The organism is Streptomyces mangrovisoli, from assembly GCF_000974985.2.
GTDB lineage: Bacteria > Actinomycetota > Actinomycetes > Streptomycetales > Streptomycetaceae > Streptomyces > Streptomyces mangrovisoli.
This window is the reverse complement of the sequence record NZ_LAVA02000036.1, coordinates 1-26,129: the sequence shown is the minus strand read 5'-3', so window position 1 is coordinate 26,129 and position 26,129 is coordinate 1. Positions and strand designations below refer to the sequence as shown.

At 71.6% G+C, this 26,129-nt stretch carries 22 protein-coding genes and 1 pseudogene; 16 read left to right on the top strand and 7 right to left on the bottom strand.

The window, feature by feature from the left end:
* The first annotated feature begins 29 nt into the window (after positions 1-29).
* From WN71_RS16940 to WN71_RS16930, 3 genes are read left to right on the top strand one after another with little or no spacing between them, the layout of a single operon-like run.
* Complete coding sequence (locus WN71_RS16940; RefSeq protein WP_079177912.1) at positions 30-1,334, top strand: serine/threonine-protein kinase; 1,305 nt, start codon at positions 30-32, stop codon at positions 1,332-1,334.
* Between the two features lie 34 nt (positions 1,335-1,368).
* Complete coding sequence (locus tag WN71_RS16935) at positions 1,369-1,746, top strand: effector-associated constant component EACC1 (protein ID WP_052743230.1); 378 nt, start codon at positions 1,369-1,371, stop codon at positions 1,744-1,746.
* Positions 1,727-2,866 carry a caspase, EACC1-associated type gene (locus WN71_RS16930; protein ID WP_052743229.1) on the top strand — a complete coding sequence of 380 codons (1,140 nt, stop codon included), beginning with the start codon at positions 1,727-1,729 and terminating at the stop codon, positions 2,864-2,866. Before WN71_RS16935 ends, WN71_RS16930 begins: the two co-directional genes overlap by 20 nt.
* 68 nt (positions 2,867-2,934) lie before the next feature.
* Here WN71_RS16930 and WN71_RS16925 read toward each other — a convergent pair whose 3' ends face one another.
* Positions 2,935-4,164 carry a DUF349 domain-containing protein gene (locus WN71_RS16925; protein ID WP_046592296.1) on the bottom strand — a complete coding sequence of 410 codons (1,230 nt, stop codon included), beginning with the start codon at positions 4,162-4,164 and terminating at the stop codon, positions 2,935-2,937.
* Between the two features lie 145 nt (positions 4,165-4,309).
* Positions 4,310-5,134: a peptidylprolyl isomerase gene (locus WN71_RS16920; RefSeq protein WP_046592295.1), complete on the bottom strand. Its 825-nt coding sequence runs from the start codon at positions 5,132-5,134 to the stop codon at positions 4,310-4,312.
* Between the two features lie 179 nt (positions 5,135-5,313).
* Here WN71_RS16920 and WN71_RS16915 point away from each other — a divergent pair, with 179 nt between their 5' ends.
* Positions 5,314-6,021: an MBL fold metallo-hydrolase gene (locus WN71_RS16915; protein ID WP_046592294.1), complete on the top strand. Its 708-nt coding sequence runs from the start codon at positions 5,314-5,316 to the stop codon at positions 6,019-6,021.
* Between the two features lie 11 nt (positions 6,022-6,032).
* Positions 6,033-7,304, top strand: a complete 1,272-nt coding sequence (hisS, locus tag WN71_RS16910) for a histidine--tRNA ligase (RefSeq protein WP_046592293.1) — start codon at positions 6,033-6,035, stop codon at positions 7,302-7,304.
* Between the two features lie 58 nt (positions 7,305-7,362).
* On the opposite strand, the gene WN71_RS16905 is transcribed toward hisS, so the two are convergent.
* From WN71_RS16905 to WN71_RS16890, 4 genes are all read right to left on the bottom strand, one after another.
* Positions 7,363-7,989, bottom strand: coding sequence for a response regulator (locus WN71_RS16905; RefSeq protein WP_046592292.1), 627 nt, complete (start codon positions 7,987-7,989; stop codon positions 7,363-7,365).
* Positions 7,986-9,185 (bottom strand): sensor histidine kinase, encoded by a 1,200-nt coding sequence (locus WN71_RS16900; RefSeq protein WP_046592307.1) that lies wholly within the window; start codon positions 9,183-9,185, stop codon positions 7,986-7,988. The genes WN71_RS16905 and WN71_RS16900 overlap by 4 nt, the downstream gene beginning before the upstream one ends.
* 65 nt (positions 9,186-9,250) lie before the next feature.
* Positions 9,251-10,096 carry an ABC transporter permease gene (locus WN71_RS16895; protein ID WP_046592291.1) on the bottom strand — a complete coding sequence of 282 codons (846 nt, stop codon included), beginning with the start codon at positions 10,094-10,096 and terminating at the stop codon, positions 9,251-9,253.
* Positions 10,093-10,953, bottom strand: a complete 861-nt coding sequence (locus WN71_RS16890; protein ID WP_046592290.1) for an ABC transporter ATP-binding protein — start codon at positions 10,951-10,953, stop codon at positions 10,093-10,095. The genes WN71_RS16895 and WN71_RS16890 overlap by 4 nt, the downstream gene beginning before the upstream one ends.
* Before the next feature lie 144 nt (positions 10,954-11,097).
* Between WN71_RS16890 and WN71_RS16885 the strand changes: the two genes are divergently transcribed.
* The 3 genes from WN71_RS16885 (at position 11,098) to rpsD (ending at position 14,099) form a co-directional block, all read left to right on the top strand.
* Complete coding sequence (locus WN71_RS16885) at positions 11,098-11,754, top strand: vitamin K epoxide reductase family protein (RefSeq protein WP_046592289.1); 657 nt, start codon at positions 11,098-11,100, stop codon at positions 11,752-11,754.
* A 73-nt stretch (positions 11,755-11,827) separates the two neighbouring features.
* Positions 11,828-13,183 (top strand): replication-associated recombination protein A, encoded by a 1,356-nt coding sequence (locus tag WN71_RS16880; protein WP_046592288.1) that lies wholly within the window; start codon positions 11,828-11,830, stop codon positions 13,181-13,183.
* A 301-nt stretch (positions 13,184-13,484) separates the two neighbouring features.
* Positions 13,485-14,099, top strand: coding sequence for a 30S ribosomal protein S4 (gene rpsD, locus WN71_RS16875; RefSeq protein WP_046592287.1), 615 nt, complete (start codon positions 13,485-13,487; stop codon positions 14,097-14,099).
* On the opposite strand, the pseudogene WN71_RS16870 reads toward rpsD, so the two are convergent.
* A pseudogene (locus WN71_RS16870) lies at positions 14,100-16,228 on the bottom strand (ATP-binding protein).
* A gap of 182 nt (positions 16,229-16,410) precedes the next feature.
* Here WN71_RS16870 and WN71_RS16865 point away from each other — a divergent pair.
* The 8 genes from WN71_RS16865 to aroB all read left to right on the top strand — a co-directional run bounded on the left by WN71_RS16865 (position 16,411) and on the right by aroB (position 26,110).
* Positions 16,411-16,857 carry a DUF948 domain-containing protein gene (locus tag WN71_RS16865; RefSeq protein WP_046592286.1) on the top strand — a complete coding sequence of 149 codons (447 nt, stop codon included), beginning with the start codon at positions 16,411-16,413 and terminating at the stop codon, positions 16,855-16,857.
* A 9-nt stretch (positions 16,858-16,866) separates the two neighbouring features.
* Positions 16,867-17,217, top strand: a complete 351-nt coding sequence (locus WN71_RS16860; RefSeq protein ID WP_046592285.1) for a hypothetical protein — start codon at positions 16,867-16,869, stop codon at positions 17,215-17,217.
* Positions 17,217-19,889: an alanine--tRNA ligase gene (gene alaS, locus WN71_RS16855; protein ID WP_046592284.1), complete on the top strand. Its 2,673-nt coding sequence runs from the start codon at positions 17,217-17,219 to the stop codon at positions 19,887-19,889. The genes WN71_RS16860 and alaS overlap by 1 nt, the downstream gene beginning before the upstream one ends.
* 11 nt (positions 19,890-19,900) lie before the next feature.
* The gene (gene ruvX / locus WN71_RS16850; protein ID WP_046592283.1) at positions 19,901-20,365 is read left to right on the top strand and encodes a Holliday junction resolvase RuvX; all 465 of its coding nucleotides are present in this window, start codon (positions 19,901-19,903) and stop codon (positions 20,363-20,365) included.
* A gap of 120 nt (positions 20,366-20,485) precedes the next feature.
* Entirely contained in the window at positions 20,486-22,297 is a 1,812-nt protein-coding gene (mltG, locus tag WN71_RS16845; protein WP_079177910.1) for an endolytic transglycosylase MltG, read from the top strand.
* Positions 22,278-23,117, top strand: coding sequence for a shikimate dehydrogenase (locus tag WN71_RS16840; RefSeq protein WP_046592281.1), 840 nt, complete (start codon positions 22,278-22,280; stop codon positions 23,115-23,117). The genes mltG and WN71_RS16840 overlap by 20 nt, the downstream gene beginning before the upstream one ends.
* A gap of 162 nt (positions 23,118-23,279) precedes the next feature.
* Positions 23,280-24,464, top strand: coding sequence for a chorismate synthase (gene aroC / locus WN71_RS16835; protein WP_046592280.1), 1,185 nt, complete (start codon positions 23,280-23,282; stop codon positions 24,462-24,464).
* 32 nt (positions 24,465-24,496) lie between these two features.
* Positions 24,497-26,110 (top strand): 3-dehydroquinate synthase, encoded by a 1,614-nt coding sequence (gene aroB, locus WN71_RS16830; protein ID WP_079177921.1) that lies wholly within the window; start codon positions 24,497-24,499, stop codon positions 26,108-26,110.
* The last annotated feature ends 19 nt before the right edge of the window (positions 26,111-26,129 follow it).

Genomic DNA, 26,129 nt, shown 5'->3' with positions numbered 1-26,129 from the left:
GATCGGGCACACACGCGACGGGGGGCGATATGGCCGAATTACGGGTGGTCGGCGGCCGTTACGAGGTCGTACGAAAACTCGGCGCGGGCGGCATGGGCCAGGTCTACGAGGCCCGTGACCTCAGGCTGGGGCGCCGCGTCGCGCTCAAGATGCTCGGCCCTGGCTTCGAGCGGGACCTGAGCGAGCGGTTCATGCGAGAGGCCCGCGCCCTCGCGCGGATCAGCCACCCGAACGCCGTGATCGTGCACGACTTCGCGCTCCACGAGGACACGCCCTATCTCGTCATGGAGATGCTGGAGGGTGTCGACCTGGCCCGCCTGCTGGGCCTGCGCGGTGCCCTGCCGCACGCCTTGGTGCGGGGCATCGGCGCGGGCATGTGCGCCGGTCTCTCCGCCGTTCACCACGCGGGGATGCTGCACCGCGACGTCAAGCCGAGCAACGTCCACCTCACCCGCGAGGGCCGGGTCGTGCTCCAGGACTTCGGCATCTCCCACCTGGTCGGCGCCGCCCAGTCCCGGCTGACGCGCACCGGCGAGGTCATCGGCACCCCGCTCTACATGGCACCCGAGGTCGTCACCGGCGAGCAGATCGGCCCCTACTCCGACTTCTACAGCCTCGGCATCTGCCTGTACGAGATGCTCACGGGCAAGCGCCCCTTCGACGGCGGCTCCGCGATCACCACGCTCTACCGCGTCGTGCAGGGAGAGGCACCGCCGCTGGCCGGCACCCCGGGCGTCCCCGACGACCTCGCCGCCCTGGTGGCGCGGCTGCTCGCCAAGGACCCGGCGGCCCGACCCGACGGAGCCGAGGTGCGGGATGTGCTGCGTCCCCCGCCGAACACACCCGAACTGATCACCGAGGTGGTCACGGGCGAACTGCGCGACCGGGCCGTACGCGACTTCGCAGGTCCCGACCGGGAGACGGACACCGGCGACGAGCACACCTACCACCCGCCGCCGCCCGACGTCCGGCCCGCACCGGACGCCGAGGCGTCCGCGCGCGCCGTCACCGACCAGCGCCGCTCCGGCGGGCTCGGGCTGAGCAGCGCCACGCTCCACCAGATCCGCCGCGGCATCTCACCGGAGATGGCCGAGGCCCGCCAGCGCGAGGCCGTCGACCTGGTGCTGCGCGGATCACTGGGCGAGGCGGTGGAACTGCTCAGCATGGTCGCCGAGGTCTGCCGCACCTCGTTCGGCAGCCACCATCCGGTGACCCTGACCTGCCACTACTGGCAGGGCGTCTGCCTCGCCCGGCTCGGCGCCGGCGGCGAGGCGGTCGCCAGGTTCGCCGAGGTCACGACCACCGTGGCCGACGTACTCCAGGAACAGACGTGAGAACCGGCGCTGGAGCGGCGCGGAGGGGACAACCGTGATCACGGTCGAGGTGAGGGTGCGCGGCTCCGTGGACCCGGAGACGGAACTGCGCTCACTGCTGCGCTGGCTGACCGCGGACGAGGAGGTCGGCCCCGCCGTGCACGGCACCCTCGCCGCCTCCGCACCCGCCCGCCCCGACCACATGGGCACGTTGCTCGACCTGATCTCGCTGGCGGTGGGCGGCGGGCTCTCGGCGGCGCAGCTGGCCCTCGCCATCGACCAGTGGCGCACCCAGCGCCGCGGCTCGCCCCGGGTGACCCTGCGCCGCGGTGACACGGAGATCGAGGTGGACGGCCGCGACGAAAGGATCCTGCGCACGGTCGCCGAACTGCTGGAGAGCGAGGAGCCGGCCGATGACGGCGGGGCTGCCTGACCCCTCGGCCTCCGCCGCCGTGCTGATCGGGACCTCGCGCTACGCCCACCTCGCCCAGCTGCCGGCGGTGGAGACGAACCTCGCCGAACTCGCCACGGTCCTCCAGGACGCCACGGTCTGGGGGCTGCCGGAGGCGCACAGCCTCACGGTGACCGACCCGGCGGGCGCCGCCGCGCTGCTCGACCCCGTCTACGCGGCCGGGGAACGAGCCCTCGACACATTCATCGTCTACTACTGCGGGCACGGGCTCAGGGACTCGGAATCGGCCGACCTGTATCTCGCCCTCACCGGCTCGCGCGAGGGCGCCGGATACACCGCGGTCGAGTACCGGCATCTGCGCAGTGCCATCCTGGCGTCCCCGGCCCGCCGCAAGGTCGTCGTCCTGGACTGCTGCTTCAGCGGCCGCGCCGCGCGGACCCTCGCGGGACCCAACGCGCTCGCCGCCCAGGCCGGCATCCAGGGCGCCTACGTGCTCACCGCGTCCCCCAAGGACCATGTGGCTCTCGCCCCCGAGGGCGAGCGGCACACCGCGTTCACCGGAGAACTGCTGCACGTCCTGCGTCAGGGCGTGGCCGAAGCGCCCGAGACCCTGGACCTGGAGACCCTCTACCGGGCCGTGGACGCCCGGCTCGGCGCCCGCAACCGGCCCCGGCCACAGCGCAGCCAGGAGAACGACGTGGGCCGGCTGCCCCTCGTGCGCAACCGGGCCCGCGCCTCCCGGCGCGCCCCGGCAGGCCCGGTGATGGACGCCGACGTCGAGGCCGCGATGATCTCCTCCGGGCTTCAGCTGGCCCGGCTGCTCAGATCCGCCGGCCGCACCCGCGACGCGCTTCCCGTGCTGCGCATGATCCTTCAGAGCGGCACCCGGGACGCCGACGGCGACAGCGTCATCGTCCATCTCGAACTGGCCGAACTGCTCACCGAATCGGGCCAGGACCGGCAGGCCATCGAAGTGCTGGAGAGCGCCTTCCAGCTGACCCACAAACGGTTCGGCCCCGAGGCGATCACCGTGTGCAGGCGCCTGGCCGAACTGCTTCAGTCCGCAGGCAACCACAGTCAGGCGTGCGAGGTGCTCCGGCACGCCCTCGACACGCTGGAACGCAGCATCCGCACGTCATGACGGAAGCACACGACCCCGTCGCCCGCGGAGGGCGACGGGGTCGTGGTCGTCAGACGGGGAGCCAGCGGTCAGCCGCCGAACTCCTGGAGACCCTTCAGGGCCTGGTCCAGAAGGGCCTGGCGGCCCTCCAGCTCCTTCTGGAGCTTGTCGGCACGCGCGGTGTTGCCCTGGGTGCGCGCGGTCTCGATCTGGCCCTGGAGCTTGTCCACGGCCGCCTGGAGCTGCCCGGTCAGACCCGCGGCACGCGCACGCGCCTCCGGGTTGGTCCGGCGCCACTCGGTCTCCTCGGCGTCCTGGAGCGCCCGGTCGACCGTGTGCATCCGGCCCTCGACCCGCGGACGGGCGTCGCGCGGCACGTGACCGATGGCCTCCCAGCGCTCGTTGATCGAGCGGAAGGCGGCCCGCGCGGCCTTGAGGTCCGTGATGGGCAGGAGCCGCTCGGCCTCCTCGGCCAGCTCCTCCTTCAGCTTCAGGTTCTCCGTCTGCTCCGCGTCCCGCTCGGCGAAGACCGAGCTGCGGGCGGCGAAGAACACGTCCTGGGCGCCGCGGAAGCGGTTCCACAGGTCGTCCTCGTGCTCGCGCTGGGCGCGGCCTGCGGCCTTCCACTCCGCCATCAGCTCGCGGTAGCGGGCCGCCGTCGGACCCCAGTCCGCCGAACCCGACAGCGCCTCGGCCTCCGCGACCAGCCGCTCCTTCGTCCGGCGGGCCTCCTCGCGCTGCGCGTCCAGCTGCGCGAAGTGGGCCTTGCGACGCTTGGAGAACGCCGAACGGGCGTGCGAGAAGCGGTGCCACAGCTCGTCGTCCGACTTGCGGTCGAGCCGCGGCAGGCCCTTCCACGTGTCCACCAGGGCCCGCAGCCGCTCACCGGCCGCCCGCCACTGGTCCGACTGCGCCAGCTCCTCCGCCTCGACGACCAGCGCCTCCTTGGAGTGCCGGGCCTCCTCGGACTGCTTGGCGCGCTGCTGCTTGCGCTCCTCGCGGCGCGACTCGACGGTCGCCACCAGGTGGTCGAGGCGGGCCTTCAGCGCCTGGAGATCACCGACGGCGTGGTGCGCGTCGACCTGCTCCCTGATGTGGTCGATCGCGACCTGCGCGTCCTTGGCGGACAGGTCGGTGGTCTGTACTCGCTTCTCGAGGAGGCCGATCTCGACAACCAGGCCCTCGTACTTGCGCTCGAAGTAGGCCAACGCCTCATCAGGCGTGCCGGCCTGCCAGGATCCGACGACCTGCTCGCCGTCGGCCGTACGCACGTACACGGTCCCCGTCTCGTCGACGCGGCCCCACGGGTCGCTGCTCACAGCGCCTCCTCCACATGATGCCTGCGAGGGGCCTTTGCGCCCCCGGGCATCGTCCACAGTTTCGTCACCGCCAACATAGGCGACCGGCGGGTTTCCTGTCCGCATGCAGCGACACCGAAATTATCCCGACCGGCCGCCCGGGGCGTCAGCCCTTGGTGACGGTCGCCTTGTTGATCACCACGGTGGCGTTCGGCGCGCCGTCGCCCTGACCACCGCTGTTGTCGCCGGCGGCGGCGATCTTCTTCAGCACCTTCATGCCCGCGGACGAGATCGTGCCGAACGGCGTGTAGTTCGGCGAGAGCTGGCTGTCCTGGTACACGAGGAAGAACTGGCTGCCGCCGGTGTGCTTCTGCCCGGTGTTCGCCATCGCGACGGTGCCCGCCGGGTAGGTGTTGTTCTTGAGGCTCTTGTCCTTCAGGTTCTCGTCCGGGATGGTGTAGCCCGGTCCGCCGCTGCCCTGGCCGGTCGGGTCGCCGCACTGCAGGACGTAGATCCCGCTCGTGGTCAGGCGGTGGCACTTCGTGTGGTCGAAGAAGCCCTTCGTCGACAGGAAGTCGAACGAGTTCACCGTGTGCGGCGCGGCCGACGTCTTCATGGCGATGTCTATCTCGCCGCACGTCGTGTCCAGCTTCAGGGTGTACTTCGCCGACTTGTCGATCGTGATCGCCGGCTCCTTCTTCCAGCTCAGCTTCTTCACCGACCCCTTGGCGGCCTTGTCGCAGGGGTCCGGCGCCTTGCTGGTGGCCGACGCGCTCGGCGTGGTGTCCGCGCTGGCGTTCGCCTTGCTGTCGTCGTTCTTGAGGACACCGGTCGTGTACAGCGCGACGCTGCCGAGGACCACCACCCCCAGGACGCCGGCGACCACCGAGTTGCGCACGTGTGTCTTGCGCCGCGCGGCGGTGCGCCGCTGCTGCTGCCGCAAGAACTTCTCCCGGGCGAGCTGACGCCGCCGCTGCTCCTGGGTGACCACCGGGTTCTCTCCTCATGCGTGTCGTTTGGCCGAACGGTACGCGTGCGTCCTGTGAGCCGATCGCTGCGTGTAGCCCCGTACCGTATATGGGTTGGCTGAGTAAACGGCACCGCCGGTAGGCTCTGACCACTGCCGAAGCAGTCTTAAGCCCGCCCGTATCGACACAACCAAGGACGATCGTGCTCATTGCCGGTTTCCCCGCCGGGGCCTGGGGGACGAACTGCTACCTCGTCGCCCCCGCCGCCGGAGAGGAGTGCGTCATCATCGACCCGGGCCACCAGGCCACCGAGGGAGTCGAGGACGCGCTCAGGAAGCATCGGCTGAAGCCCGTCGCCGTCGTCCTCACCCACGGCCACATCGACCATGTGGCCTCGGTCGTCCCGGTGTGCGGCGCGCACGACGTACCGGCCTGGATCCACCCCCGGGACCGGTACATGATGAGCGACCCGGAGAAGGCGCTCGGCCGTTCCATCGGGATGCCGCTCATGGGCGAGCTGACCGTGGGGGAGCCCGACGACGTCAAGGAGCTGACCGACGGCGCGCGGCTGGAGCTGGCCGGGATGGAGCTCACCGTCGCGCACGCGCCCGGCCATACCAAGGGGTCGGTGACCTTCGGCCTGCCCGAGGCGGCGGACATCCCGCCGATCCTCTTCTCGGGCGACCTGCTGTTCGCCGGCTCCATCGGACGCACCGACCTGCCCGGCGGTGACATGGCCGAGATGCTCGACTCGCTGGCCCGCGTGTGCCTGCCGCTCGAGGACTCGACCGTGGTGCTGTCCGGCCACGGCCCCCAGACGACCATCGGCCAGGAGCGCGCCACCAACCCGTATCTGCGGCAGGTGGGCGCCGGCCAGGGAGCCTCCCCGGCCCCCCGACGAGGAATGTGACGAGTACTTCCGTGAGCACCTTCAAGGCCCCCAAGGGCACCTACGACCTGCTGCCGCCCGACTCCGCCAAGTACCTCGCCGTCCGTGAGGCGATCGCCGCGCCGCTGCGCAACTCCGGCTACGGCTACGTCGAGACGCCCGGCTTCGAGAACGTCGAGCTGTTCGCACGCGGCGTCGGCGAGTCCACCGACATCGTGACCAAGGAGATGTACGCCTTCGAGACCAAGGGCGGCGACCGGCTCGCCCTGCGCCCCGAGGGCACCGCGTCCGTGCTGCGCGCGGCGCTGGAGGCCAACCTGCACCGCGCGGGCAACCTCCCGGTCAAGCTCTGGTACTCGGGCTCGTACTACCGCTACGAACGCCCCCAGAAGGGCCGCTACCGCCACTTCTCCCAGGTGGGCGCCGAGGCGATCGGCGCCGAGGACCCGGCCCTCGACGCCGAGCTGATCATCCTGGCCGACCAGGCCTACCGCTCGCTGGGACTGCGCCAGTTCCGCATCCTGCTCAACAGCCTGGGCGACAAGGAGTGCCGTCCCGTCTACCGGGCCGCCCTCCAGGAGTTCCTGCGCGGCCTGAACCTCGACGAGGACACCCTGCGGCGCGCGGAGATCAACCCGCTGCGCGTCCTGGACGACAAGCGCGAGTCCGTGCAGAAGCAGCTCGGCGACGCCCCGCTGCTGCGCGACTACCTGTGCGACGCGTGCAAGGCGTACCACGAGGAGGTCCGTGACCTGATCACGGCCGCCGGCGTCGCCTTCGAGGACGACGCCAAGCTGGTCCGCGGCCTGGACTACTACACCCGTACGACCTTCGAGTTCGTCCACGACGGTCTGGGCTCGCAGTCCGCGGTGGGCGGCGGCGGGCGCTACGACGGCCTCTCCGAGATGATCGGCGGCCCCGCGCTGCCGTCGGTGGGCTGGGCGCTCGGCGTCGACCGCACGGTCCTCGCCCTGGAGGCGGAGGGCGTCGAGCTGGAACTCCCTTCGGCCACCTCGGTGTTCGCGGTACCGGTGGGCGACGAGGCCCGGCGGCTGCTGTTCGCGAAGGTCACCGAGCTGCGCCGGATCGGGGTCGCGGCGGACCTCTCCTACGGCTCCAAGGGGCTGAAAGGTGCGATGAAGGACGCCAACCGCAGCGGTGCCCGCTACGCGGTCATCGCCGGTGACCGCGACCTCGCCGAGGGCGTCGTCCAGCTCAAGGACATGGAGTCCGGCGAGCAGAGCGCGATCGGTGTGAACGAGATCGTGGCGGAACTGGAGTCGCGGCTCACCCGGGTGGTCTGAGCCGGCCCGGCCCGAAGCGAAGGGCGCCCTACACCCGGACGGTGTGCGGCGCCCTTCGTCACGGGTCGAGCAGCCCGAACCGCATCGCGCACGTCACCGCCGCCGTCCGGTCGTCCACGCCCAACTTGCCGAAGACGCGCAGCAGATGGGTCTTCACCGTGGACTCCCCGATGAACAGCCGGCGGCCGATCTCCGCGTTGGTGCAGCCCTCGGCCACCAGACGCAGCACCGCCGTCTCCCGCTCGGACAGCCGGGGCCGCTCGGGCCGCGCGCGCAGCCGGTCCACCAGGCGCGCCGCCACGGTCGGCGCGAGCACGGTCTCGCCGCGCGCCGCCGCCCGTACGGCGTCGGCGAGTTCGGCCCGTGGCAGGTCCTTGAGCAGATAGCCCGCCGCGCCCGCCTCGACCGCGCGCAGGATGTCGCGGTCCGTCTCGTACGTCGTGAGCACGATCACCCGGCACGCCAGTCCGGCCGCCGTCATCCGCTCGATCGCGTCGACACCGCCCCCGCCGGGCATCCGCAGGTCCATCAGCACGATGTCCGGCCGCAGTTCGGCGGCCAGGGCCTCGGCCTGCGGGCCGCTCGCGGCGTCGGCGACCACGTCCAGGTCCGGCTCCGCGCTCAGCATGGCGCGCAGGCCCTCCCGTACGACGGGGTGGTCGTCGGCCAGCACGATCCGGATCACGAGACCTCACTTCCCAGTGGCGTCGGCAGGCACACGGTCACCGTCGTGCCGCCGCCCGGGGCGCTGCGCACCAGCGCCGTGCCGCCCGCCTCGCGCGCCCGCGCCCGCAGGCCCGCCAGGCCGTAACCGCCGTGCGCCGCGCCCGTGTCGAATCCGGAGCCGTCGTCCCGCACGCACACCGTCAGGGTGTCCCGGGTGTACGCGAGCGTGACGCCGGCCGTCGCCCCGTCGCCGGCGTGCCTGCGCGCGTTGGCCAGGGCCTCCTGGCAGGCGCGCAGTGCCACCACCTCGGCCGCGGGGGGCAGCGTCCGCGCCGGGCCGGTCACCTCCAGGGCCGCGCCGTGCCGGGCGGCCAGCCGGGCGAGGGCCTGCGGCAGGCTCGCGCCGTCCAGGTCGGCGGGCGCGGCCCCCGCGACGAGGGCGCGGGCCTCGGCGAGGTTCTGGCGGGCCGTCTCGCCCATCAGGGCCAGATGGCGGCGGGCCTCGGGCAGGTCGTGGTCGATCTCCGCCTCGACGGCCTGGACCAGCATCAGCAGGCTGGTGAAGCCCTGGGCGAGGGTGTCGTGGATCTCCCGTGCCATGCGCTCGCGTTCGGCGAGCGCGCCGTGCGCCGCCGACAGCCGGGCCACCTCGTGCCGGCTGGCCTCCAGCTCCGCGATCAACTCGGCGCGCTCCAGGCTCTGTTCGATGATCCGGATGATCCAGCTGCCGACGGCCAGCGAGAACACCAGGGTCACCAGGGCGAACAGCGACTGGTCGAACAGGTCCTCGGCGTCCGGGCGCCAGGCGAGCCCCCAGCCCACCACGGGCGCCACGTTGATGACGGTCACCACCGGCAGCGCCCAGCCCAGCCGCAGCGTCATGTAGCACTGCGGGACGAGCGCGAACGCCATCAGCCGGGTCTCGCCGACCAGGACGGACGCCGAGAGGAACAGCAGCGTGGCGACGGCGAGGTAGCGCAGCGCCCGCCCCTGCGCGGGCGGGTCCTCCTGCACCAGGGCGCGGCCCACCGCCGCGTACCAGGGCACCAGCGGCAGCAGCAGTCCGGCCGCGAGCGCCCGTACGGGCCATCCGGGGTGCGCGGCGGTCAGCACGAACACCACGGTCGCCGCCCAGGCGACCGTGAAGTACGCGTCCCAGAGCCGGATCGACCGGTCCCAGGCGTGGGCGCCGGGCGCCGCGTCCCGGCCGGTCACGCCGTCCCGGGAGGGCGATCCGTCCCGGCCGGTCCCGGCGCGCACGGGGTCCCGCGGCACGGTGGTCACCCGTCGCGCCGGGTCTTCCAGCGGAAGGTCAGCAGACACAGCACCAATCCTCCGGCGCACCAGGCGGCGAGCACCAGGGCGACCTTGCCGAACTCCCAGCTGCCCGCCTGCTCCAGGACGCGTGCCGAGTCGGGCAGGAACACCCCGCGCAGACCCTGGCACAGCCACTTCAGCGGGAACAGCGCGCCGAGGTCCAGCATCCAGTCGGGGATGGAGCTGACGTTGATGTACACCCCGGAGACGAACTGGAGGACGAGGAACGGCAGCACGACGACCGAGCTGGCGCTCTTCGCGGACTTCGGCACCGAGCTGACGGCGATGCCGAGCAGCGCACACCCGGTCAGGCCCAGCACGAAGATCCACGCGAAGTCGAACCAGTGCGCCGCGTCCCTCGGCAGGTCGACGCCGTAGACGGTGGTGCCGACGGCCAGGAGGATCGCCGTCTCCAGGACGCCCGTGACCAGAACCAGCCAGATCTTGCCGAGGAAGTAGGCGGCCGGGGGCATCGGCGTCCCGCGCAGCCGGCGCAGCACCTTCTCGTCGCGTTCCACGGCGATCGAGATGCCCAGCGACTGGAAGCTCGTGGACATGATCCCGGAGGCCATCATCGCGGGTACGTAGAGCTGCGAGGAGGTGATCCCGGTGCCCTGCACGGTGTCGTGGAAGATCGACGCGAACAGGAACAGGAAGACGACCGGGAAGGCGAAGGTGAACACGACCTGGTCGCGCTGGCGGAAGAACTGCCGCAGCTCCAGCACGCCCCGGCGCAGCCCCAGCGTCCAGGCCCCCGGCAGCCGTCCGGCGGGCGCCGCGGTCCGGGTCCGTACGGCGGTCGTGGTCATCGCGCCTCCTCCTGTCCGGTCAGCCGGAGGTAGACGTCCTCCAGGGTGGGGCGGGTCACCAGCAGCCCGGGTATCTCGCCGTCGAAGCGGCGCGTGAGCTCGACGACGGTCCGTGTGGGGGTGTCCGTGCGCTCCGCGCGCGGGGTGCCGTCCTGCTCGGTCCACTCCACGGTGGCGCCGCCGCCGTGCAGCTCCCGCAGGGCGGCGGGCTCGCCCTCGGCGACGACCCGGCCGCGGGCGACGATCGCGAGCCGGTCCGCGAGCGCCTCCGCCTCCTCCAGGTAGTGCGTGGTCAGCAGGATGGTGGTGCCCTCGTCGGCGAGGCTGCGGATGAGGTCCCAGAACTGGCGGCGGGCCGCCGGGTCGAAGCCGGTCGTCGGCTCGTCCAGGAGCAGCAGTTCGGGGCCGCCGATCACGCCGAGCGCCACGTCGAGGCGGCGGCGCTGGCCGCCGGAGAGCGCCTTGATGCGGCTGCCCGCCTTCGCCGTGAGCCCGACCAGGCCGATGACCTCGTCGGGGTCGCGCGGGGCGGGGTAGTAGCGGGCGAAGTGCCGTACGGTCTCCTCGACCGTCAACTCGGCGGGCGCCGATTCGTCCTGCCAGACGATCCCGACGCGGGAGCGCCACGCGCGCGTGCCCGTCTGCGGGTCCGACCCCAGCACGCGCACCTCGCCGGCGTCCCGCGAGCGGTTGCCCTGGAGGATCTCCACCGTGGTGCTCTTGCCGGCGCCGTTGGGTCCCAGCAGCCCCAGGACCTCGCCTTTCGCGATGGTGAGGTCGAGGCCGTCCACGGCCGTCACATCGCCGTACCGCTTGCGCAGTCCCCGTACGTCGACCGCGAGTCCGTCTGTCGTCATGTACCGAGGGTCGGCCGGAACCGAACGTTCAGGGACGACCGTGCGTACTTCCTTATGTCCACCGAACGGTGGACACTGCCGCGCGTGCGGCACAATGACCCGTGCCCGAAGATGGTCCAACTCTCAAGTGACGGAATCGGCGTGATGAGCAAGACGACAGTCAAGGACGTCTCCACCGACCCCGAGCCGCGAAGCGCCGATGCGGCGCCCCGGACGGTGGGCGGCAGCCGCGCCTTCGCCCTGCTGCTGGTGATCACCGGCGCGGCCGGTCTGCTCGCCGCGTGGGTCATCACGATCGACAAGTTCAAGCTTCTCCAGGCCAAGATCGACGGCACCAGCTACACCCCGGGGTGCAGCCTCAACCCGGTCGTCTCCTGCGGCAGCGTCATGCAGAGCAAGCAGGCCGCCGCCTTCGGGTTCCCGAACCCGATGCTCGGCCTGGTCTGCTACGGCATCGTGATCTGCGTCGGCGTGAGCCTGCTGACCCGGGCCCGCTTCCCGCGCTGGTACTGGCTGACCTTCAACTTCGGCACCCTCTTCGGCGTCGGGTTCTGCACCTGGCTCCAGTTCCAGTCCCTGTACCGGATCGGCGCGCTGTGCCTGTGGTGCTCCCTGGCCTGGGTCGCCACGATCACCATGTTCTGGTTCCTGACCTCGTTCAACGTCCGCAACGACCTGCTGCCCGCCCCGCGCTGGGTGAAGGGGTTCCTGTCGGAGTTCACCTGGGTGCTGCCGGTCCTGCACATCGGCGTCATCGGCGTCCTGATCATGACCCGCTGGTGGGACTTCTGGACCAGCTGACGCCGCGGGCGGCCGTCGGCTCCGCGCCGACGGCGCCGGCCGCGCTGTCGGTGCGGTGATTTAGGGTTTCAGCGTGGAACCCGACCTTTTCACCGCAGCCGCGGAAGAACGCCAGGAGAAGGACCCGGCCGGCAGCCCCCTGGCGGTGCGGATGCGCCCGCGCGCGCTCGACGAGGTCGTGGGCCAGCAGCATCTGCTCAAGCCCGGCTCCCCGCTGCGCCGCCTGGTCGGCGAGGGCTCGGGCGGCCCCGCGGGCCCGTCCTCGGTGATCCTGTGGGGCCCTCCCGGCACCGGCAAGACGACGCTCGCCTACGTCGTCTCCAAGGCCACCGACAAGCGGTTCGTGGAGCTGTCGGCGATCACCGCGGGCGTCAAGGAGGTCCGCGCGGTCATCGAGGGCGCCCGCCGCGCCACCGGGGGATACGGCAAGGAGACCGTCCTCTTCCTCGACGAGATCCACCGCTTCAGCAAGGCGCAGCAGGACTCCCTGCTGCCGGCGGTGGAGAACCGCTGGGTGACGCTGATCGCCGCGACCACCGAGAACCCGTACTTCTCGGTGATCTCCCCGCTGCTCTCCCGCTCCCTGCTGCTCACCCTCGAACCGCTCACGGACGACGACCTGCGCGGACTGCTCGGGCGGGCCGTCGCCGACGAGCGGGGTCTGAAGGGCGCGGTCACGCTCCCGCGGGACACCGAGGACCACCTGCTGCGCATCGCGGGCGGCGACGCGCGCCGTGCGCTGACCGCGCTGGAGGCCGCCGCGGGCGCCGCCCTCGACAAGGGCGGGACGGAGATCGCGCTCGCCACGCTGGAGGAGACGGTCGACCGCGCCGCGGTGACCTACGACCGCGACGGCGACCAGCACTACGACGTCGCCAGCGCCCTGATCAAGTCCATCCGTGGCTCCGACGTCGACGCGGCCCTGCACTATCTGGCCCGCATGATCGACGCCGGCGAGGACCCCCGCTTCATCGCCCGCCGGCTGATGATCTCCGCGAGCGAGGACATCGGGCTGGCCGACCCGAACGCCCTGCCGATCGCGGTGGCCGCAGCGCAGGCCGTCGCCATGATCGGCTTCCCCGAGGCCGCCCTGACCCTCAGCCACGCCACCATCGCGCTCGCCCTGGCCCCCAAGTCCAACTCCGCGACCACCGCGATCGGCGCCGCCCTGGAGGACGTACGCAAGGGGCACGCGGGCACCGTCCCGCCGCACCTGCGCGACGGGCACTACAAGGGCGCCGCCAAGCTGGGCCACGCGCAGGGCTACGTCTACCCGCACGACCTGGCCGAGGGCATCGCGGAGCAGCAGTACGCGCCGGACGCCCTCAAGGACCGCGAGTACTACACGCCGACCCGCCACGGCGCCGAGGCGCGGTACGCGGACGCGGTGGAGTGGACCCGCGGCCGGCTCGGTCGCAAGCGGTCCTGAGCAGCCTGTAGAATCGCCCGAAGTGCTGAGTCCCGTGCCGTCAGAGCGGGACAACCAGCCGGAGTCCGGTCCCCGGACCGGCTCCAGGAGCGTCGCGCACCGTCGATGGTGTCGCGGGCAGCCCACCACCACCCGGATCTCCGGACACGGTCGGTGGGCCACTCGCGTGCTGCACGTATGTGCCCAGACCAGGGGAGCGGCTGCCCGCCCGGCCCGGCAACGGACCAGGAGGGTTTCCCCGGCTGCGGATGCGACCTCCCTCACACCCTGACAAGCCGAATCAAGGAAATGAGATAGGACAGTGGCGAACCAGTCCCGCCCCAAGGTCAAGAAGTCGCGTGCCCTCGGCATCGCGCTGACCCCGAAGGCCGTCAAGTACTTCGAGGCCCGTCCCTACCCGCCGGGTGAGCACGGCCGTGGCCGCAAGCAGAACTCGGACTACAAGGTCCGTCTGCTGGAGAAGCAGCGTCTGCGCGCGCAGTACGACATCTCCGAGCGCCAGCTGGTCCGCGCCTACGAGCGTGCCTCCAAGGTGCAGGGCAAGACCGGTGAGGCCCTGATCGTGGAGCTCGAGCGCCGTCTCGACGCCCTGGTGCTGCGTTCGGGCATCGCCCGCACGATCTACCAGGCCCGTCAGATGGTCGTCCACGGCCACCTCCAGGTCAACGGCCAGAAGGTCGACAAGCCGTCCTTCCGTGTGCGTCCGGACGACGTCGTCCAGGTCCGTGACCGCAGCAAGGACAAGACGCTCTTCCAGGTCGCCCGCGAGGGTGGCTTCGCCCCCGACGGCGAGACCCCGCGCTACCTTCAGGTGAACCTCAAGGCCCTGGCGTTCCGCCTGGACCGCGAGCCGAACCGCAAGGAAGTTCCGGTCATCTGCGACGAGCAGCTCGTCGTCGAGTACTACGCCCGCTGATCACCAGCCGGGTGCACTAGTACCGCGTCGGCCCGCCGTCTCCCCGCCCTTTCGGGCGGGCGGGGCGGCGGGCTCTCGCATGTCCGGGCCCGTCCGAGCGCCCGCGCGACGCCCGCCTCCCGGCCGAGGCGCTCGCCGTCGCGCACCCGCGCCGCGTACACCTCGTCGCCGAGCAGCTCCCGCGCCGTCGCCTCGCACAGCGCGTGCGGCGCGTTGTAGTACGCCGAACCGAACAGCGGCAGCCCCACCGACGGCCACATCCCGGCCGCCGCGCCCTGGAGCACCGCCGCTTCCGCCGCGTCCCCCTCGGTGACCGTGACCAGGGCCAGCAGCTCCACCGCCAGCACCGACCCGAGCAGGTCGTGGAAGGCGTGCGCATGGCCCAGGCAGTCCGCGAGCAGCGCGCGCGCCCGCGCCGGCTCGCCCTCGCGCCAGGCGGCGTACGCCAGCACGTACAGCGCGTACGACCGCGCCCACCGCTCGCCGTGGTCCTCGGCGACCTGGCGCACGTCGTCGCAGAGGTTCACCGCGTCCACCAGATCGCCCTGGAACGCGCGCGCCATCGCCAGCTCCACCTGCGCCATCAGCACATTGCTGTTGAGCTCGCCGATCTCCCGGTACCGCTCCAGCGCCGAGCGCAGCAGCGTCTCCGCGCGCGGCATGTCGTCGGTGACCAGCGCCAGGCAGCCGGTGCGGTGCTCCGCGTACGCCACCGCGGTCGCGCTCGCGGTCCGCTCGGCGCCCTCCCGGCACTCCAGCAGCGCGGTCAGCGCCGGCACCGAGTCGCCCTGGAGGATCGCCACATAGCCGAGCACCCACAGCGCCTTGAGCCGGGGCCCGTCGTGCCCGGAGTCCAGCTCGACGGCCCGGTTCAGCCAGTGCCTGCCCTCCGTGAGGCGTCCGCAGCCCGCCCAGTAGAACCACAGCGACCCCGCCAGGCACTGGCCCAGATGGGCCTCGTCCGGCTCGGTCAGGCTGTGCTCCAGGGCGCAGCGCAGGTTCGGCAGCTCCGCCTCGATCCGGGCCGCGACCTCCCGCTGCCGCGGGGAGAACCAGTCCAGCTCGCACCAGGTCGCGAGGCCCAGATACCAGTCCCGGTGCCGGCGCCTGAGCCGGACCGCGTCCCCCGCGCCGGCCAGCCAGTCGGCGCCGTACTCCCGGACCGTCTCCAGCATCCGGTAGCGCACCCCGCGCGCCGACTCCTCGCGCGCCACCACCGACTGGGCGAGCAGCTCCTCCAGCACCTCCAGGACCCGGGCGGCCTCCAGGCCGTCGCCGCTGCACACGTACTCGGCGGCCTCCAGTTCGAAGGAGCCCGCGAACACCGTCAGCCGCGCCCACAGCAGCCGCTCCGTCGGCGTGGCCAGTTCGTGGCTCCAGCCGATCGCCGTACGCAGCGTCTGGTGGCGGGGCAGGGTCCGCTCCCGGCCGCCGGTCAGCAGCCGGAACCGGTCGTCGAGCCGTTCGAGCAGCTGGGCGGGGGCAAGGGCGCGCAGCCGTCCCGCGGCCAGCTCGACCGCCAGCGGGATGCCCTCCAGGCGCCGGCACAGCTCCCGCACGTCGTGGCCGTCCGTGACGGACACGCCGAGCCGGGCCGCCCGGTCGGCGAACAGCTCCACCGCCTCGTCCTCGGCCAGCGGCCCGAGCGGGAAAAGACGTTCGCCGGGGACGCCCAGCGGCCTGCGGCCCACGGCCAGCACGGCGAGCCCCGGCAGTCGCCGCAGCAGCCGCAGGACCAGGGCCGCGGTGGCCTCGACCAGGTGCTCGAAGCCGTCGAGGACCAGCAGCAGCTCGCGGCCGGCCAGATGCCCGAGCAGCGCCTCGCGCGGCGCGCGGGTGGTGTGGTCGCGCAGCCCCAGGGCCTCCACGACGGCGTACTCGACGAGTTCGGGGTCGCGCACCGGCGCCAGGTCCACCGTCCACACGCCGTCGCGGGGCGCGTGGCGGACCGCGGCCCGGGCCGCGAGCCGCGACTTGCCGATGCCGCCGGGGCCGGTGACGGTCACCAGGCGCGCGGCGCCGAGCGCCCGCCGCAGCTCGTCCAGCTCGGCGGCCCGGCCCACGAAGGGGTCGAGTTCCAGGGGCAGATTGCCGCCGCCGTCGGCGTCGGGGGGCTGTGAACCTCGCATAGGACACGGAGCGTACTGAACCGTAATCAGTCCGTACAATCGCTTCGCTGAAGTCCGGTGGAATACCACCCGCCGCCGCCGGTAATCCGGTACGGAGCGCCATCGTCGGCGCGATAGGCTCGGTGCACTGATTTTTCGTGGCCGCCACGGCGGCCGCACGTCCGAGGGAGCGGGTGCACACAGTGTCCGGTGGAGAGGTGGCCGGGATCCTGGTGGCCGTCTTCTGGGCGATCCTGGTGTCCTTCCTCGCCGTGGCGCTGGCGAGGCTGGCCCAGACGCTCAAGGCGACCACCAAGCTTGTCGCGGACGTGACCGACCAGGCCGTCCCGCTCCTCGCCGACGCCTCCACGGCCGTCCGCTCCGCGCAGACCCAGATCGACCGGGTCGACGCGATCGCCTCCGACGTCCAGGAGGTCACGTCGAACGCCTCCGCGCTGTCGACCACCGTCGCCTCCACCTTCGGCGGCCCCCTGGTCAAGGTCGCGGCCTTCGGCTACGGCGTGCGCCGGGCCATCGGCGGCCGCAAGGAGGACGGGCCCGCAAAGGCGCCCCGGCGTACCGTGATCGTGGGCCGCACGGTCCCGGCCACGCGGCGCGAGAAGCGCAACCTCCGCGGAAAGAGGGACTGAGACCTAGCGATGTTCCGCCGTACGTTCTGGTTCACGACCGGCGTCGCCGCCGGCGTCTGGGCCACCACCAAGGTCAATCGCAAGCTGAAGCAGCTGACCCCCGAGAACCTCGCCGTGGGTGCGGCGAACAAGGCGCTCGAGGCGGGTCACCGGCTCAAGGACCGGGCCGTGGGCTTCGCGCTCGACGTCCGCGAGAACATGGCCCGGCGCGAGGCCGAGCTGGAGAACGCGCTGGGCATCGACGCCGACCCCGAGCTGCCCGCACCCCGGCGCTACGCCGCCATCGAGAACCGCACGAAGCCCAAGACGTACGTCATCGACGACACGACGTACTCGTACAACCGGAATGAGGACCACTGATGGAGTCGGCCGAGATCCGCCGCCGCTGGCTGAGCTTCTTCGAGGAGCGCGGGCACACCGTCGTCCCTTCGGCGTCGCTCATCGCGGACGACCCGACTCTGCTCCTGGTCAACGCGGGCATGGTGCCCTTCAAGCCGTACTTCCTCGGTGAGGTCAAGCCGTCCTTCCCGCGCGCCACCAGCGTGCAGAAGTGCGTGCGCACCCCCGACATCGAAGAGGTCGGCAAGACCACCCGCCACGGCACGTTCTTCCAGATGTGCGGCAACTTCTCCTTCGGCGACTACTTCAAGGAAGGCGCCATCAAGCTCGCCTGGGAGCTGCTCACCGCGCCCCAGGACAAGGGCGGCTACGGCCTGGAGGCCGACCGTCTGTGGATCACGGTCTACCAGGACGACGACGAGGCCGAGCAGATCTGGCACCAGGTCGTCGGCGTGCCGAAGGAGCGCATCCAGCGTCTCGGCAAGAAGGACAACTTCTGGTCCATGGGCGTGCCCGGACCCTGCGGCCCCTGCTCCGAGATCAACTACGACCGCGGCCCGGAGTTCGGCGTCGAGGGCGGCCCGGCCGTCAACGACGAGCGCTACGTGGAGATCTGGAACCTGGTCTTCATGCAGTACGAGCGGGGCGAGGGCACCTCGAAGGAGGACTTCGAGATCCTCGGCGACCTGCCGAGCAAGAACATCGACACCGGTCTCGGTCTCGAACGGCTCGCCATGATCCTGCAGGGCGTGCAGAACATGTACGAGATCGACACCTCGATGGCCGTCATCAAGAAGGCCACCGAGCTGACCGGCGTGGCCTACGGCGACGCCCACGACTCGGACGTCTCCCTGCGCGTGGTCACCGACCACATCCGCACCGCCGTGATGCTCATCGGCGACGGCGTCACGCCGGGCAACGAGGGACGCGGCTACGTGCTGCGCCGCATCATGCGCCGCGCCATTCGCAACATGCGCCTGCTCGGCGCCACCGGCCCGGTCGTCAAGGACCTCATCGACGTCGTGATCGCGATGATGGGCCAGCAGTACACCGAGCTGGTCACCGACCGCGACCGGATCGAGAAGGTGGCCCTCGCCGAGGAGGCCCGCTTCCTCAAGACGCTCAACGCCGGCACCAACGTGCTCGACGGCGCCGTGGCCGACGTCAAGGCCTCCGGTTCCGCCGTGCTCCCCGGCGACAAGGCGTTCCTGCTCCACGACACCTGGGGCTTCCCGATCGACCTCACCCTGGAGATGGCCGCCGAGCAGGGGCTGTCCGTGGACGAGGACGGCTTCCGCCGCCTGATGCAGGACCAGCGCGAGCGCGCCAAGGCCGACGCCCGGGCGAAGAAGACCGGCCACGCCGACCTCGGCGCCTACCGCGAGATCGCCGACGCCGCCGGCCCCACCGACTTCATCGGCTACGACGGCACCGAGGGCGAGTCCACGGTCGTCGGCATCCTGGTCGACGGCGTCTCCTCGCCGGCCGCCACCGAGGGCGACGAGGTCGAGATCGTCCTCGACCGCACCCCGTTCTACGCCGAGGGCGGCGGCCAGATCGGCGACACCGGCCGGATCAAGTCCGACTCCGGTGCCGTCATCGAGATCCGCGACACCCAGAAGCCGGTCCCCGGCGTCTACGTGCACAAGGGCGTCGTCCAGGTCGGCGAGATCACCGTGGGCGCCAAGGCCCACGCCTCGATCGACCAGCGCCGCCGTACGGCCATCGCCCGCGCCCACTCGGCCACCCACCTCACCCACCAGGCCCTGCGTGACGCGCTCGGCCCGACGGCCGCCCAGGCCGGTTCGGAGAACCAGCCCGGCCGCTTCCGCTTCGACTTCGGCTCCCCGTCCGCCGTGCCCACGGCCGTGATGACCGACGTCGAGCAGAAGATCAACGAGGTGCTCTCCCGCGACCTGGACGTGCGCGCCGAGGTCATGGGCATCGACGAGGCCAAGAAGCAGGGCGCCATCGCCGAGTTCGGCGAGAAGTACGGCGACCGGGTGCGCGTGGTGACCATCGGCGACTTCTCCAAGGAGCTGTGCGGCGGCACGCACGTGCACAACACCGCCCAGCTGGGCCTCGTGAAGCTGCTCGGCGAGTCCTCCATCGGTTCCGGCGTGCGCCGGATCGAGGCCCTCGTCGGCGTGGACGCCTACAACTTCCTCGCCCGCGAGCACACGGTCGTCAACCAGCTGACCGAGCTGCTCAAGGGCCGCTCGGAGGAGCTCCCCGAGAAGGTCTCCGCCATGCTCGGCAAGCTGAAGGACGCCGAGAAGGAGATCGAGAAGTTCCGCGCCGAGAAGGTGCTCCAGGCCGCCGCCGGGCTCGCCGACTCCGCCAAGGACGTGCGGGGCGTCGCACTTGTCACCGGTCAGGTGCCGGACGGCACCACGCCGGACGACCTGCGCAAGCTGGTCCTCGACGTGCGGGGCCGCATCCAGGGCGGCCGGGCCGCCGTGGTCGCGCTGTTCGCGGTCAACAACGGCAAGCCCTTCACGGTCATCGCCACCAACGACGCCGCCCGCGAGCGGGGTCTGAAGGCCGGTGACCTGGTCCGCACCGCGGCCAAGACGCTCGGCGGCGGCGGTGGCGGCAAGCCGGACGTCGCCCAGGGCGGCGGACAGAACCCGGCCGCCGTCGGCGAGGCCGTGGACGCCGTCACGCGTCTGGTCGACGAGACGGCGAAGTAGGACAGCCGGACATGCGCAGAGGACGACGGCTCGCCGTCGACGTCGGGGACGCCCGGATCGGGGTCGCCTCGTGCGACCCCGACGGGATCCTCGCCACACCGGTGGAGACCGTGCCGGGACGGGACGTCCCGGCCGCCCACCGCAGGCTCAAACAGCTGGTCGAGGAGTACGAGCCGATCGAGGTCGTGGTCGGGCTGCCCCGCTCGCTGAAGGGGAGCGAGGGCCCGGCCGCGGTGAAGGTCCGGGCGTTCGCCCAGGAGCTCGCGGAGGGCATCAAGCCGGTACCGGTACGCCTGGTCGACGAGCGCATGACCACGGTGACGGCCCATCAGGGACTGCGCGCCTCCGGCGTGAAGTCGAAGAAGGGACGCTCCGTGGTCGACCAGGCGGCGGCAGTCATCATTCTGCAGCAGGCCCTGGAATCCGAACGGGTGTCAGGTAAAGCACCCGGCGAGGGCGTCGAAGTGGTCATCTGATCGCGATACGGTAACGTCTCGCGCGAGCGTCGGTGTTCGAACAGCCGCCGCACAGTAAGAGGCGGAACGGCAGCCGGTCCGCACGTCGGCAGAGCGCCGCCTCGCGGCTCTAGGGGATCGATGACTGAGTATGGCCGGGGCCCAGGCTCCGAACCGTGGCATCCGGAGGACCCGTTGTACGGGGACGGCGGATGGGCAGGACAGCAGGCCCAGGCGGGCCAGCAGTCCTCCTACGGCGGCCACCAGCAGCACCAGCCGCAGCAGCCGCAGCAGCAGAACGGCTACGGCGACTGGGGCCAGCAGGCCGGTCATGACCAGCAGCAGTACGGGCAGCAGCAGTACCCCCAGCAGTACGGGCATCCCCAGGGCCGGCAGCAGTACGACCAGCAGCACTACGGACACCCCCAGGGCCAGCAGGCGTACGACCAGCAGCAGTACGGGCATCCCCAGGGTCAGCAGCAGTACGACCAGCAGCACTACGTGGGCCACGCCCAGCCCCAGCAGTACCAGCAGGGTGGCTGGGACGGCCAGGGCACGCCCATGCCCGCCTCCTACGGGACCGGACAGGGTGACCCGTACGGCGGAGCGACCAACGGGTACGGAGCCGAGCAGCCCGACCTCTACCAGACGCCCGAGGCCTATCCGCCGCCCGAGCCGCCGCAGCGCCGGCGCACCGAACCCGAGCCCGCGCCCCGGACCGACTGGGACCCGGACCCGGAGGAGGGCGAGGAGGAGCACGCCTTCTTCAAGGACGGCGGCGACGACGACGAGGACGACGAGTACGACGACCCCAAGGCCCGCCGGGACCGCGGTGACAAGGGCGGCAAGGCGGCCGGCGGCAAGGGCAAGAAGAAGCGCCGCAACGGCTGCGCCTGCCTGGTCGTGGTCCTGGTGTTCGGCGGCGGCCTCGGCGGGGTCGGCTATGTCGGCTGGAAGTACTACCAAAATCGTTACGGCGCCGCGCCGGACTACGCGGGCGGCGGCATCTCGCAGACCGTGAGCGTCGAGATCCCCAAGGGCGCGGGCGGCTACGACATCGGCCGCCGGCTCAAGGACGCGGGCGTGGTCAAGAGCGTCGACGCGTTCGTCGCCGCCCAGCAGGAGAACCCCGACGGCAAGAAGATCCAGGCCGGCGCGTACGTACTGAAGAAGCAGATGTCCGCGGCGAGCGCCGTCGAGATGATGCTCGACCCCAAGAGCCAGGCGAACGTGATCGTCACGCCCGGCGAGCGCAACGCGGCCGTCTACGCGGCGCTCGACAAACGGCTCGACCTGTCCGCGGGCAGCACGAAGAAGATCGCCAAGAAGGAGTACAAGAGCCTCGGGCTGCCCAGCTGGGCCAACGCCGACAAGGACATAAAGGATCCGCTGGAAGGATTCCTCTACCCGGGCACCTACCCCGCGGCGAAGAACCAGAAGCCCGCGGAGATCCTGAAGCAGATGGTGGGCCGCGCGAAGGCGGCGTACGACAAGAACGATCTGACCGCGAAGGCGAAGACGCTCGGGCTCGACACCCCGCTCCAACTGCTGACCGTGGCGAGCCTGGTGCAGGCCGAGGGCAAGACCCACGACGACTTCCGCAAGATGGCGGAGGTCGTCTACAACCGTCTCAAACCCACCAACCACGAGACCAACCAGTTGCTGCAGTTCGACTCGACCTTCAATTACCTGAAGGGCCAGAGCAGCATCAACATCAGCGAGTCCGAGATCAACAGCAACAAGGACCCGTACAACACCTACACCCAGAAGGGCCTGCCGCCCGGGCCGATCGGCAACCCCGGCGAAGAGGCGATGGCGGCGGCATTGAATCCGACCCACGACGGCTGGATCTACTTCGTGGCGACCGACGGCCAGAACAAGACCGAGTTCGCCAAGACCTACGCGGATTTCCAGAAGCTCAAGGAAAAGTTCAATGACAGCTCGGGCAACTGACGCCCGCCGGGCGGCCGTCCTCGGTTCGCCCATCGCCCACTCGCTGTCCCCGGTGCTGCATCGCGCCGCCTACACGGAGCTCGGGCTGACCGGCTGGACGTACGACCGCTTCGACGTCGACGAGAGCGGGCTGCCCGCCTTCTTCGACGGGCTGGGGCCCGAGTGGGCGGGCCTGTCGCTGACCATGCCGCTGAAGCGGGCCGTCATCCCCCTGGTCGACGAGATCAGCGAGACGGCCGCCTCCGTCGACACGGTCAACACCGTGGTCTTCACCGAGGACGGCCGCCGCCTCGGCGACAACACCGACATCCCCGGCATGGTCGCCGCCCTGCGCGAGCACGGCATCGAGCAGGTCGAATCGGCCGCCGTCCTCGGGGCCGGCGCCACCGCCTCCTCCGCCCTCGCCGCCCTCGCCCGCATCTGCACCGGCGAGGTCGTCGCCTATGTGCGCAGCGCGGAGCGGGCCGCCGAGATGCGCCAGTGGGGCGAGCGCCTCGACGTCGAGCTGCGCACGGCCGACTGGGCCGACGCGGCCGAGGCGCTGCGCGCGCCCCTGGTGATCGCGACCACCCCGGCCGGCACCACGGACGCCCTCGCGGCCGCCGTGCCGGAGCGTCCCACCACCCTCTTCGACGTGCTCTACGAGCCCTGGCCGACCGAGCTCGCGGCCCGCTGGTCGATGTTCGGCGGCGCTGTCGTCAGCGGTCTCGACCTGCTGGTGCACCAGGCCGTCCTGCAGGTCGAGCAGATGACCGGCAGTGCGCACGCCCCCGTCGACGTCATGCGCCGGGCCGGCGAGCGGGCGCTCGCGGAGCGCTGAGCCCGGGCCCGACCCTCGCGGCGCTGACCACGGGTTTCGCGTCCGTCTGCTGGACCTCGGACGGGTCGGCGGCGCGGACGTGGGAGGATCGGAGGTGGCGGGCCGGAGCCGCGCACCCGGTCGCGCCCGATGCAGGTAGAGGCGCGAGCACGAGGAGCACCGTTGAGCAGGTTGCGTTGGCTGACGGCGGGGGAGTCCCACGGACCCGCACTGGTGGCGACACTGGAGGGTCTTCCCGCGGGTGTGCCGATCACCACGGACATGGTGGCGGACCATCTGGCCAGGCGGCGGCTCGGTTACGGCCGCGGTGCGCGGATGAAGTTCGAGCGGGACGAGGTCACCTTCCTGGGCGGTGTCCGGCACGGTCTGACCCTCGGCTCCCCGGTGGCGGTCATGGTGGGCAACACCGAGTGGCCGAAGTGGGAGCAGGTGATGGCGGCCGACCCGGTCGACCCCGAGATCCTCGCCGGACTGGCCCGCAACGCCCCGCTGACCCGTCCCCGCCCCGGCCACGCCGACCTCGCGGGGATGCAGAAGTACGGCTTCGACGAGGCACGGCCGATCCTTGAGCGCGCGAGCGCCCGCGAGACGGCGGCCCGGGTGGCGCTGGGCGCGGTGGCGCGGTCGTACCTGAAGGAGACCGCGGGGATCGAGATCGTCTCGCACGTGGTGGAGCTGGCGTCGGCGAAGGCGCCCTACGGCGTCTACCCCACCCCGGCGGACGTGGAGCGGCTGGACGCCGACCCGGTGCGCTGTCTGGACGCGGACGCGTCGAAGGCGATGGTCGCGGAGATCGACCAGGCCCACAAGGACGGCGACACCCTCGGCGGTGTGGTCGAGGTGCTCGCGTACGGGGTGCCGGTGGGTCTGGGCTCGCACGTGCACTGGGACCGGCGTCTGGACGCGCGTCTGGCCGCGGCGCTGATGGGCATCCAGGCGATCAAGGGCGTGGAGGTCGGTGACGGCTTCGATCTGGCGCGGGTGCCGGGCTCCAAGGCCCATGACGAGATCCTCGCCACCGACGAGGGCATCCGGCGCTCCTCGGGCCGCTCGGGCGGCACCGAGGGTGGTCTGACCACGGGTGAGCTGCTGCGGGTCCGTGCCGCGATGAAGCCGATCGCGACGGTGCCGCGGGCGCTGCGCACGGTGGATGTGGTCACGGGCGAGGAGGCCCAGGCCCACCACCAGCGCTCGGACGTGTGTGCGGTGCCGGCGGCCGGGATCGTCGCCGAGGCGATGGTGGCGCTGGTGCTGGCGGACGCGGTGGCGGAGAAGTTCGGTGGCGACAGCGTGCCGGAGACGCGGCGCAATGTCCGTTCCTTCCTGGACCACCTGGAGATCCGGTGACCGCCCGCCCCGTGGTCGTGCTGGTCGGCCCGATGGGCGTGGGCAAGTCCACCGTCGGGCAGCGGCTCGCCGAGCGGCTCGGGACCGGGTTCCGGGACACCGACGAGGACATCGTGGTGGCCGAGGGCCGTGCGATCGCGGAGATCTTCGTCGACGAGGGAGAGCCCGCCTTCCGCGCCCTGGAGAAGGAGTTCGTGCGGCGGGCGCTCGCCGGGCACGAGGGTGTCCTGGCGCTGGGCGGCGGCGCGATCCTCGACGACGACACCCGCGCACTGCTCGACGGGCACCGTGTGGTCTATCTGTCCATGGACGTGGAGTCGGCCGTCCAGCGCACCGGCCTGAACGTCGCGCGCCCGCTGCTGGCCGTCAACCCGCGCAAGCAGTGGCGTGAACTGATGGACGCGCGGCGGAACCTGTACGAGTCGGTGGCCACCGCCGTGGTGTCCACCGACGGCCGCGAGCCCGAAGAGGTCACCGAAGCCGTCCTGGACGCACTGGAGTTGAAGACCGTAATTCCCGGGGGCCAACCCCCGGACCCCCGGCCGGAGGACACCATGGCGAACCAGGTGACAAGAATTCAGGTCGGCGGTTCGGCCGGGAGCGAGCCGTACGAGGTCCTGATCGGCCGTCAGCTCCTCGGTGAGCTGGGCACGTTGATCGGGCCGAAGGCCAAGCGGGTCGCCGTCGTCCACCCCGAGGCGCTCGCCGAGACGGGTGACGCGCTGCGCGCGGACCTGGCGGAGCAGGGCTTCGAGGCCGTCGCCATCCAGGTGCCCAACGCCGAGGAGGCCAAGACCGCCGAGGTCGCCGCCTACTGCTGGAAGGCGCTCGGTCAGTCCGGCTTCACCCGCTCCGACGCCGTCGTCGGCGTCGGCGGCGGCTCCACGACCGACCTGGCCGGTTTCGTGGCCGCCAGCTGGCTGCGCGGGGTGCGCTGGATCGCCGTGCCGACCACCGTGCTCGCGATGGTGGACGCGGCCGTCGGCGGCAAGACCGGCATCAACACCGCCGAGGGCAAGAACCTGGTCGGCGCCTTCCACCCGCCCGCGGGTGTGCTGTGCGACCTGGCCGCGCTGGACTCGCTGCCGGTCAACGACTACGTGTCCGGGCTCGCCGAGATCATCAAGGCCGGCTTCATCGCCGACCCGGTGATCCTGGACCTCATCGAGGCCGACCCGCAGGCCGCGCGCACGCCGGCGGGCCCGCACACCGCGGAGCTGATCGAGCGCTCGATCCGGGTGAAGGCGGAGGTCGTCTCCGCGGACCTCAAGGAGTCCGGGCTGCGCGAGATCCTCAACTACGGCCACACGCTGGGCCATGCCATCGAGAAGAACGAGCGCTACAAGTGGCGGCACGGTGCCGCGGTCGCGGTCGGCATGCACTTCGCGGCCGAACTCGGGCGTGTCGCGGGCCGGTTGGACGACGCGACGGCGGACCGCCACCGGACCATCCTGGAGTCCGTCGGGCTGCCGCTGCACTACCGCTACGACCAGTGGCCCAAGCTGGTGGAGACGATGAAGGTCGACAAGAAGTCCCGCGGCGACCTGCTGCGCTTCATCGTCCTCGACGGCCTGGCGAAGCCGACGGTCCTGGAGGGCCCGGACCCGGCGGTGCTGCTGGCCGCATACGGCGAGGTAGGCCAGTAGGCCTGAGCCGCGGCGCCCC